13 protein-coding genes are annotated in these 9599 nt (G+C 32.8%); 6 read left to right on the top strand and 7 right to left on the bottom strand.

Annotated features, from left to right (window positions below; translation table 11 throughout):
• Positions 1-29: 29 nt before the first annotated feature.
• The 3 genes from gshB to CL42_RS14790 all read right to left on the bottom strand — a co-directional run bounded on the left by gshB (position 30) and on the right by CL42_RS14790 (position 2782).
• The gene (gene gshB / locus CL42_RS14800; RefSeq protein WP_035270267.1) at positions 30-968 is read right to left on the bottom strand and encodes a glutathione synthase; all 939 of its coding nucleotides are present in this window, start codon (positions 966-968) and stop codon (positions 30-32) included.
• A 132-nt stretch (positions 969-1100) separates the two neighbouring features.
• A complete protein-coding gene (locus tag CL42_RS14795) occupies positions 1101-1994 on the bottom strand; it encodes a lysine exporter LysO family protein (RefSeq protein ID WP_035270265.1) in 894 nt (297 codons plus the stop codon).
• Positions 1991-2782, bottom strand: coding sequence for a 2OG-Fe dioxygenase family protein (locus CL42_RS14790; protein ID WP_051586645.1), 792 nt, complete (start codon positions 2780-2782; stop codon positions 1991-1993). The genes CL42_RS14795 and CL42_RS14790 overlap by 4 nt, the downstream gene beginning before the upstream one ends.
• A gap of 260 nt (positions 2783-3042) precedes the next feature.
• Between CL42_RS14790 and CL42_RS14785 the strand changes: the two genes are divergently transcribed.
• From CL42_RS14785 to CL42_RS14770, 4 genes are all read left to right on the top strand, one after another.
• Complete coding sequence (locus tag CL42_RS14785) at positions 3043-3600, top strand: hypothetical protein (protein ID WP_035270262.1); 558 nt, start codon at positions 3043-3045, stop codon at positions 3598-3600.
• 64 nt (positions 3601-3664) lie between these two features.
• Complete coding sequence (locus CL42_RS14780; protein ID WP_051586644.1) at positions 3665-4603, top strand: HEAT repeat domain-containing protein; 939 nt, start codon at positions 3665-3667, stop codon at positions 4601-4603.
• A gap of 250 nt (positions 4604-4853) precedes the next feature.
• On the top strand, positions 4854-5465 hold the full coding sequence (locus tag CL42_RS14775; RefSeq protein ID WP_035270258.1) for an NAD(P)-dependent oxidoreductase: 612 nt from the start codon (positions 4854-4856) through the stop codon (positions 5463-5465).
• Positions 5466-5613: 148 nt separating this feature from the next.
• The gene (locus tag CL42_RS14770) at positions 5614-6237 is read left to right on the top strand and encodes a LysE family translocator (protein WP_035270255.1); all 624 of its coding nucleotides are present in this window, start codon (positions 5614-5616) and stop codon (positions 6235-6237) included.
• Positions 6238-6587: 350 nt separating this feature from the next.
• Here the strand turns inward: CL42_RS14770 and CL42_RS14765 are convergent, their stop codons facing one another.
• The 4 genes from CL42_RS14765 to CL42_RS14755 form a co-directional block, all read right to left on the bottom strand.
• On the bottom strand, positions 6588-6791 hold the full coding sequence (locus CL42_RS14765) for a hypothetical protein (RefSeq protein ID WP_035270252.1): 204 nt from the start codon (positions 6789-6791) through the stop codon (positions 6588-6590).
• 60 nt (positions 6792-6851) lie between these two features.
• Positions 6852-7121, bottom strand: coding sequence for a hypothetical protein (locus CL42_RS17090; protein WP_155757006.1), 270 nt, complete (start codon positions 7119-7121; stop codon positions 6852-6854).
• A gap of 251 nt (positions 7122-7372) precedes the next feature.
• The gene (locus tag CL42_RS14760; RefSeq protein WP_035270250.1) at positions 7373-7855 is read right to left on the bottom strand and encodes a GrpB family protein; all 483 of its coding nucleotides are present in this window, start codon (positions 7853-7855) and stop codon (positions 7373-7375) included.
• Between the two features lie 387 nt (positions 7856-8242).
• On the bottom strand, positions 8243-8527 hold the full coding sequence (locus CL42_RS14755; protein ID WP_035270248.1) for a hypothetical protein: 285 nt from the start codon (positions 8525-8527) through the stop codon (positions 8243-8245).
• Positions 8528-8609: 82 nt separating this feature from the next.
• Between CL42_RS14755 and CL42_RS14750 the strand changes: the two genes are divergently transcribed.
• Both CL42_RS14750 and CL42_RS17450 read left to right on the top strand, forming a co-directional pair.
• Positions 8610-9125, top strand: a complete 516-nt coding sequence (locus tag CL42_RS14750) for a hypothetical protein (RefSeq protein WP_143047397.1) — start codon at positions 8610-8612, stop codon at positions 9123-9125.
• 276 nt (positions 9126-9401) lie between these two features.
• On the top strand, positions 9402-9599 hold a 198-nt coding region (locus CL42_RS17450), incomplete at its 3' end, for a hypothetical protein (RefSeq protein ID WP_035270238.1).

The following is a 9599-nucleotide window of genomic DNA, read 5'->3' as shown; positions in this document are numbered from 1 at the left end:
GCCTATTTAGGCTCTTTTTTGCAGATCAGCTAACGTCCAGCTTCCAAAACATCAAATAATGTATCTGCGATAGAAGTACCAAATTGTGCGTCTATTTCACGTATACACGTTGGACTAGTCACATTAATTTCTGTTACATAGTTTCCAATGACATCAAGACCAACAAATACCAGCCCCTTCTCACGCAAGAATGGTCCAACTTTAGCAGCAATCACCTTATCATTTTCAGTCAACGGACGTGCTTCACCACGCCCACCAGCAGCAAGGTTACCTCGCGTTTCACCATTTTGTGGGATACGCGCTAAACAATATGGAATTGGCTCACCATTGACCATCAGAATACGCTTATCTCCATCCACAATTTCAGGAATATAACGTTGCGCCATAATCGGTTGCTGACCCATTTGAGTCAACATTTCCAAAGTTGAACCGATATTTGCCCCTGCAGCGGTTAAACGGAAAATTCCCATACCGCCCATCCCATCTAGTGGTTTTACAATCACATCTTGATGTTCAGCAATAAACTCTCGTATTAAACTTTGCTGTGAAGTTACCAAAGTCGGAACCTGCAGTTCTGGAAATTGTGTAGCGAACAGCTTTTCGTTACAGTCTCGCAAACTTTGAGGTTTATTGATAATCCACGAACCTTCACGTTCCGCTTGTTCCAGAATATAAGTTGTATAAACAAAGTTCATATCAAAAGGTGGATCTTTACGCATGAGCACAACATCGTATGCAGCTAAAGATTCTTTCTGTTTTTCACCAAGCTCATAGTAATGATTATAATCCTCAAACACTTTAAGTGGTGAGATCAAACCAAAAGCTTTGCCTTGATCGATATATAAATCTTCCTGAAGTGCATACCCTAACTCATGACCGCGACGTGCAGCAGCCCAAAGCATTGCCATGGTCGAATCTTTTTTGAGGTTTACATTTTCGATGGGATCCATCACCACAAGTACGCGCATGATCTGTTCTCTATTTTATCAATGAAGCGATTATAACGAAGTTTAGTGAACGATCTACTGATCTATCAAAGGATCAATTGTATAAATTCAGAGAAGCTCTTTCCTATTTCTGCTGAGCACTAGAATTTGGATTCATATCAAACTACTAAAAAAAATAATAAAAAACGGCGCAATGAGCGTCAGGAAAAATCCACTGAGAATTGCAATTTGTACATCTAATGGTGAACAATTGTTTTTTACAAAGGGTAAAGTCGAGTCCATCGCCGTGGCACCACATACACCAATGATTGGCTTTGGATAACGCTGACCTAATAAATACAACAATGCAATCGCATAAAACTCTCGTACAAGATCTGTGATTAAAGCAAAAGTTCCCTGCTCAGGTCCTAAAACTTTAGCAACTAAAGGACCAGAAAGAGAGAACCAACCAAATCCACTCCCCATCACAACGAGTTCGACAAAAGATTGAGTCATGATATGACTCGTCAAATAAGCCGCAATAAATAGTGCAATGATTGAAAAAAATGGCACTTTAATATGATTCATAGTGAGGGCTTGAATTTTAATCGTAGACAAATCCACTCCGATTAAAAAAATCAACACATACAATAGTATCGCGCTTAACATTTCCCCTGATAAAGTCTTGGGTAATAGCCAATATAGCCCCATCCCGATCAACACCATTCCAATCGCAATCAAGCATTCGGTAATAGGTTTGAGCATATCCTTGAATGATTTTTGGTGCTCAGCCTTAAAGTGGCTACGATTAAATAAAAGTCCAAAGGTAATCACACTTAACACTGTAGAATAAATAAAAGCTTCAATTAATATTTTTGAACCAAGATCTTTATCAAACAAGACACTGCCAAATTGAAAGCCTATAGAGATGAGGAGCAACCACACCAAAAACGTAATTTGACCAACCAATATATTGCGAACTTGAACGTTTGCAGCTTTACCTATGCCCCAACCCAATATAAGAGAAATGAGAATAGGTAAAAGCGAAATTATTAAATTTTGAATCATATTTTTTGCTTTGTAAGAGAGAAATCAATCAAAATCATCCAGCGCTCACCAGCCTCAGCATTTGTGCCTTGATCTATTTTTCTAATAGGTGATACATAATGTGAAACTGCTGGATCGTGTACAGCAAAACTTTCAGAAGCTTGTCTCAACGTAAATTTTTGATAAATATTATAATTATTTACCTCATCTAAACGCTTATTTCTTTCCTGAGGTGATGCAATAAAGTTTTCACCTCCTTCAATGTTATTGCTCCTATAAAACAAATGAGCAAATGTGAATGGCTCACCATCCTGATGAAAACAATTAGGCGAACTAATTCCTAGCTGATCGGCATGAGTTGAACGCAGTTTGACAAAATGGACACCCACGTAAATTGGCAGATAGGCATTTTCCAAACCAAAAGTAAGTTGATAATCATCTACAATCAAATCATTAAGATATTGCGTAGATTTAGCTTCTTGGCTCAACGCGTTAAAATAACGAATCGACTGATGCTCGGGATTGTTCCCTCCCTGATCATATCCAGATAACTCCTGCCCTATATTATCACGCACTGTCGGCAACCAAATAGGCTTAAGATCTTTTTCCCAAGGTAAAATTAAGGCATTTCCGTATCTTCTAAACCTTTGAGTATGTGTAGGTGCAAAAGGATCTTTTTCAAGTTTTTCAAACTCTTTAGCTAGTAATAGTTTAGAAAAATGATCCACCTCTATAGATTTATAATGTAGATACCCTTTTGCTTTGAAGGTATTCTTCAAATCAATTTCTTGATGTTTTATAGCAGTCAAATTGCTATACGATTCAGTATTAGCGTCTAATTGATCAAGCACAATTAATCCTTAAGAATAACTAAATAAATATCATAGTTACGCTAAAATTATTACGTTTTTATTAAGGTTTACTCACAAAATAATATTACTATTTCAAATTAAATTATTAAGAAAAATTACAAAATTATTGTTACAACTTCAAATACAAGTTACATCAAACATTAACATCGTTGAATAAAACTAACAGGACTTGCTATTCCAACAATAGGTACAAGTCCATGATTAAAATAATTTCTACACTCTGTTTACTCACTATCAGTTCAATTACTTTAGCAGCAGGCAATCCTACACGAGTCGGTGATGTACTCGGTCGAGACCTCGACGTTCCACTCGTTGGTGCATTAGGGCATACAGGTGTATATGTAAGTTCAAACAATATTGTTCAAGTCATGAACAAAACGGCATATGTAGATGTGATTGAATATGTCAGCTTAAGTGGATTTAAAACTACAAAATATTGGGGAGCAAAGGCCAAAACAAGTTTTGGATATAAATCTCCTTACTCATCTGCTGCTAATCAAATCACTGCGATTTCAAATCAGCAACGACCTCATGTCGCTTACACGCTGTATTCAGCAACACCGAACCCAGCTGTGCAAGTCTGTTCACAATATAACTCCAACGGTGCTTGTAGCAAATATACATGGCAAAAGGGAACGTTCCGATGTGACAGCTTTACGAAATGGCTCTACACTCAGACAGGTAATGGTAATCTAGGAGGAAGCACACCGCGTGGAACTTTCAACAGTAGCTTACTCACAATTACACGAGTGTAAATAAATCATTCCCATTATATTGCCTTCACATCTCTGATGTTGAAGGCAACGACAGCTTAATATTATGAATAAGAAAAATATTTTTTTGGTTATTTTGATCTTCGTGATCTGTGCAGTAATTTTATGGATGTATTTGAAATCGACAGCAGATACGACTCAAAGTATATCAAATCAAAACAATAATACTTCAACGCTAAAAAGCAATGAAGATCGTGCGACTAGCTTGTCTGAAAATAGTGCAGATATGGAACTCAACACTAACAACCTACCCGTATGGGCAAAAAAGTTACTTCAACTGGATCAATCTACTGCGAATCGAGAAGAAAAAATACATGATTTAATTCAGCTCCTTGAACAAAACCAGCATGATGAAAATGCAATAGAAGAAATCCTGACTCAACTTACTTCTCTCAATCCTTTAGAAGCAACTGAACAAATTTTGCCATTTCTCACACATCAAAATCCTAAAATTCAAAGCTTAGCGATAGGTGCACTGAATAATGCGATGTTGCTGACTGATCGAGAACATGAACTCAAAAAATCCCTACCTGAAAATGATTTGATTCGACAGAAAATTAGTCACGCTTTAGAGCAACGTTTTCAGGATCCAAATTTAGATCCAAAGGTTAAACAAGTTCTTATTTCTAGCCTACCGCATACCGCATCTGTCCAAACTCAGCACAATCTTGTACAAGAACTTCTTCAACAAAATTCTATCTCACCAAACGAAGCACAATTTCTTTCTCAATATCTGCTAAATGGTCAGGGAAATAATACGACTTTAGAACAACTTACGCATAAAAATCCGAAGATGATTGAAGACATTATTGCGAATTTAAATAATCAAATTGTCGACCAACCAGCTATTGTTGAAGTTCTGAATAATGATCAAAAAAAGCAACTATATAATTTTATCTTACAGCATCCACCAAGCTCGAAAGATGAAAGCTATGGATATAAAAATGATATATGGCGATTTTCTTTAAACCAACTTCAACAATAAATAAAAGTTAGACTGGTTTTATATGAATATTTTTCAAGCTTATAATTACATAAAATTTACATTTAAAATAATTAAATAACTTCTCACTCCTATTTTAACTATAAATCAACATAGATTTAATACATTAATCTTTTTTATTTTAAGCTAAATTAATATTACATTTTAATCATTCATGATTTTATTTTTTTAATCGTGATGACTAAATATTTAGCACTCCAATAATCATAGTTATAAATTTAATGAGGGCATTATGAAAATAGTTTTAATTGGTGCAACAGGCATGGCAGGTTCTCGTATTCTTGAAGAGCTTGTTTCACGTGGACACTACGTCAAAGCGATTGCGCGTAATACAAGCAAAGTTTCAGATACAGAGCGTGTTTTAACTGTAGATTTAGATTTAAATGATCAAGAAGCACTTGTAAATGAGCTGAAAGGTCAAGATGCTGTAATTAGTGCAGTACGTTTCCAAGGTCTTGATATCAATTCACTTCTTAATGCTATTCGTGAATCAAAAGTTAAACGTTATATTGTTGTTGGTGGCGCTGGCGGTTTAATTGTACCAAATCAAAATGTGCGTGTAATCGATACAGAAGACTTCCCTGATGCATATAAAGCTGAGGCGGAAGCAGGCATTCAGTTCTTTGATAAGTTAAAACAAGTGGACGACATTGACTGGACCTTTATTGCTCCTGCAGCGGAATTCGGTCCTGGTAAGCGAACTGGTGAATATCGCTCTGGTAAAGATGAACTTATCGTTGGTGAAGAAGGCAGTAAAATCTCTGCAGAAGATTTCGCAGTAGCGCTCAGTGATGAGCTTGAAAATAATAACCATATTCAAGAGCGCTTTAGCGTAGGTTATTAATATTCAATGATATTATTAAAAAAAGGAAGCTTAGTCTTCCTTTTTTATTATTTATTTCGCTCTATGAGATATTTTAAATAAATGAGATGAATGAAATCTAAAGAGGTTATAATATTTATATAAATAAAATTTAAAAAGTAGTATTTTCATGAATTATCTTGAGTATTTTTTATATATTTTCACTGTCATTATTATGATTGCCACTCCAGGCCCTGTTATGATTTTGGTGGCCAGTGCAGGTGCAAAAGGTGGTTATCGAAAAGCATTACAAACCATTTTAGGCACTAATGCCGCCTCACTATGTTTAATTGCGCTTTCAATTCTTGCACTTAAGGGTGTTCTTCATTTTAATGAGCATATTTTCAACATCATCAAAGTCCTAGGATGTCTTTATATTGGCTATTTAGGTTTTGAAATTCTTAGAGAAACTTTTCAGCACAATCAAACTGCCTCTTCAAAGATCAAGCCGATGGATAGCGGTTTTTCCAAAGGGTTTTTAGTTGGAATTTCCAATCCAAAAGATATTATTTTCTTCATTGCTTTTTTTCCGCAGTTTATTCAAATTACACCAAATATAGATTTAAGTTTGTCGCTGTTAATCATCACATGGATTCTTCTAGATTTTGTCGTACTATCTTTGGTCTATTTAGGTTTTAACGCTATTTCTCAACAACGTATTTATTCAAAAATCTTAGCCTTGTGTGGCGCGATCCTCATGACCATCGCTGGGTATGGGATATTCAGCACAGCGCTCTTTTATGAGTCTCTTTAACTTATTTAAACTACAATTTATGAATGAATTTATTCCCGGGGTTTCTAATGATGCAACCCGCCATGATCGTCTTTTATTCAGAAGATAAAAATCATTGATTAGATGATTCTTGCCTGCGATCAGGTTATGCATTTGATATACCCCACCGTGGCAAAATCGTCCTTGAGTGATGAGGTTACAAGAACTGAATGAAAAGTTGGGCATAACGTAAAAATGTAATTTGTGTGATGCAGATAAGAATTTCGCATAACGTGTATTATGTTAATTTTGGAGAAACTATTACAAATATAATATTACTTTTGCATTCTCAAATAAGCCGTTATATTTCTTAAAAAATCTATAAAGAACTGTTATTGCTGATTATTATTTTTTAAATCAGGCCGAATTTTATAAATATTATTTTGGAGTTCAAAAATATGACTGAGAGCTTTTCCTATCAGTAAAATATTCTCTCTATTTTCTAGTGATGGATCCGATTGAATCTTACTAGGAATACTGTCTAATAATATTGCGGCTTGATATAAATCATCATTTATTTTTTTTAATTGATCCATTTTTCTCTTCTATAGATGTTGGTAAGGATCCCAATCATATTACATTGAGATCCTGATTTATTAGACCGTGGTATATATTGTTTTAGCTTCTCTAGTTTCTGAACTAAAAAGGTTTAATAATCTATTCGATGATGGCACAGGAAGATTTGGTGGATTCCAGTCACCTGTAGTGATGCATGTATTTAAAGAGTTTCCACACTCTGACATTCCACCGCTACCAGCAGACCCATAGACATCAATACAGTCTGCATAATATTCTGCACACAATTCTTTAGTTAAATAATATGAAGGCGTTGTAGGATCATATGCAAGAGCAAGACTACTAGTCATTATTGTACTAATTAAAACTATTTTTTTAATAACATAAGAAAACCAACTTTATTGTTAATTTGATATTAAAATATAGTTTATTAAAAGTTAAGCATTATTAAAATTACTTAAATCAAACATATTTTTAAATAAATTTACTTCTATTTAACATAATAGGCGTTATGCGAAATCAAAAATAGTAGATAAGGATCCTATTTTGACCTTAATACAAAACGTAACATTTTGATTTAAATTAAGAAAATATAAATATTTTAAGAAATATTTTTATATAATATCTCTTCAATGAAAGAAGCTTTTACCTTTCTATAATCATCTTCTTCAAATCCAATACAGTCGATTTTTAACTGATTATATTGATCTACTAAATGTGGTGAAGAAATTAAGATATCTCTAAAAGTTAGAAAATTTAAGTACAAAGAATCTTCAGTAATAACTTGAAATGCTATATCTTTCTCAGAGTTAATAGCTTCTAGCATGCAAAGATCATTTGTTCTTAACGTATTGCTTTTCTCTCTAAAATTTAATTTTTTTAATAAATTTATAGATTTTTTAAACTCTTTTTCAGGGATACAAACTAAAATATCGAGATCACCCTTAGAATATGCATTAGGTATTGCTGAAGATCCTATATGCTCAACTCTAGCATTTGGAAGTAATCTTATAATTTTCTTTTCACATTCATTAAAAAGAATTTTCAATTCATCTTGATAAGCACTTGCAGGAAAAAATTTCATTATTCTAAAAACTAACTATTAATTCAGAAATACTTTATCAAACATAAAAAAATCTAATAATTTTTTTATGTTTGATTTATTTAACATAAAAACTACTTATGTGAAATATATTAAAACAATAACTAAAGAAATTAGGTGTTCTTTTAAGGAAAAATGAGTAATCAAATTAAATGAGTATTTTTTAATCAACCATGTAATCCATGGTGTACATTGTTTCTAGTATTTGTCATCTTGGATGTAATTATTCGTTCTTTTATTATAAATAAATATAGAGCAGGAAGTTCTAGAAAATAAGATATGGATAAACAGGGAATGTTAAACGTCCAGCACCATTAAGCCTCTTATTAAAAAAGCCCGACATGATGTCGGGCTTTTTAATAGAAATAATTACCAACGGCTCAATCTACCATTGTACAACATATCATTGATCTCACTTTGAGTTCTCCATGAACATTGGACAGTCGGATATTGATCCCCTCGATTAGAATGATAATCTCTATGGCGATCAGCAACTCTGTCACAATCAGCGATTTTATTATAAGGTCCACCTATTAGATGCCAAGTCTCTCCATGAGAATTATGTTTACATAATAGGAACAAGGGCTTATTAGCAAATACCAGAGTAGCTAATGAAGCTAATAATCCCCCAATAATAATTTTTTTTAATTTCATAATTAATTTCCTTTTTTAATCTACTCTTAATTATAATATAATAATATTTTTTAAAAAACAAAAGGTATTTTCAGGTGATATTATGAGAAATATATTATATTTATTCTTATGTATGTCTTTTACACTAATAGCTAATGCTGCTTATGCATCAGATATTAATGATAAAAGTGAAATAATTAAGAAAATTAATTCTTGGTTAACTGAACATGTCGTAGATGAATTTGTAGAAGATAAAAAAGTTCCACAAGAAACATTTTATAGTAGTGCTGCTATAAACGTTGATGTGATGATGGTTGGACAAAGACTGAAGTATGATTATGATCGTCCAGTTTATGTTGAAGCCTATGATAATATTAAATGGTCAGACATGAAAAAAAATAATAATGGTAAATATTTAACAATTAATAAGGAAAATGTTAATGGGTTCTTGTTTTTTAAGAAACCTAACATAAAGTTGATAAAAGTAAATACTTATAAATCACCCCGTCCAACAAGAGAAGTTACAGATACAATAGAATTCCCTTTAACGAAAAAAGTTAGTAAAAGTGAGATTAATAAACTTGAACTACTGTTAAGTCAGTTAGCTAATAGTAAATAAAAAAAATGATGTGATTATTCAATTACCACTATTTCTATAGACTTTCTTTTAATTAGATAGAATGAGAATTAAAGAAAGATATTTCATAATAGAGTAGTAAGGCGTATGATCCTCGTGAAAATCATTTTTATATTATTTGGTTACTAAAAAATTCTGTTTTAACTCATTTCTATTAGTCACCAATCTAACTACTAGAAAGCTTATATTTTTAAGAAATAAATATTGTTAAACCTTTAGATAAGGCTCAGATCATGAAAATTTATAGCTTAGCTTTAATTGCTATTTTTTGTTCATCTACTTACGCAAAAAAAAGTTGATAGTTTTTCTTCATTACAAGATGCTCATGAGGTTATAGACGAAGCAGGGCTCTATACCCAAGAAATAGTAGGTAATAATATCCGAGCTGATCTTTTTTCATTTGAGAGTTCAGGATGTTCAACTAGTTATTCAATAATGTTTACTGATAAAGATCGT

It is taken from the genome of Acinetobacter sp. Ver3, from assembly GCF_000632455.1.
Lineage (GTDB): Bacteria > Pseudomonadota > Gammaproteobacteria > Pseudomonadales > Moraxellaceae > Acinetobacter.
This window is presented reverse-complemented; position numbering and strand designations above follow the sequence as displayed.

Bases quoted from the DNA above. Each gene is read 5' to 3' on its own strand.
- gshB (WP_035270267.1), bottom strand. From the start codon at position 968: ATGCGCGTACTTGTGGTGATGGATCCCATCGAAAATGTAAACCTCAAA.
- CL42_RS14795 (WP_035270265.1), bottom strand. From the start codon at position 1,994: ATGATTCAAAATTTAATAATTTCGCTTTTACCTATTCTCATTTCTCTT.
- CL42_RS14785 (WP_035270262.1), top strand. From the start codon at position 3,043: ATGATTAAAATAATTTCTACACTCTGTTTACTCACTATCAGTTCAATT.
- CL42_RS14780 (WP_051586644.1), top strand. From the start codon at position 3,665: ATGAATAAGAAAAATATTTTTTTGGTTATTTTGATCTTCGTGATCTGT.
- CL42_RS14775 (WP_035270258.1), top strand. From the start codon at position 4,854: ATGAAAATAGTTTTAATTGGTGCAACAGGCATGGCAGGTTCTCGTATT.
- CL42_RS14770 (WP_035270255.1), top strand. From the start codon at position 5,614: ATGAATTATCTTGAGTATTTTTTATATATTTTCACTGTCATTATTATG.
- CL42_RS14765 (WP_035270252.1), bottom strand. From the start codon at position 6,791: ATGGATCAATTAAAAAAAATAAATGATGATTTATATCAAGCCGCAATA.
- CL42_RS17090 (WP_155757006.1), bottom strand. From the start codon at position 7,121: ATGACTAGTAGTCTTGCTCTTGCATATGATCCTACAACGCCTTCATAT.
- CL42_RS14760 (WP_035270250.1), bottom strand. From the start codon at position 7,855: ATGAAATTTTTTCCTGCAAGTGCTTATCAAGATGAATTGAAAATTCTT.
- CL42_RS14755 (WP_035270248.1), bottom strand. From the start codon at position 8,527: ATGAAATTAAAAAAAATTATTATTGGGGGATTATTAGCTTCATTAGCT.
- CL42_RS14750 (WP_143047397.1), top strand. From the start codon at position 8,610: ATGAGAAATATATTATATTTATTCTTATGTATGTCTTTTACACTAATA.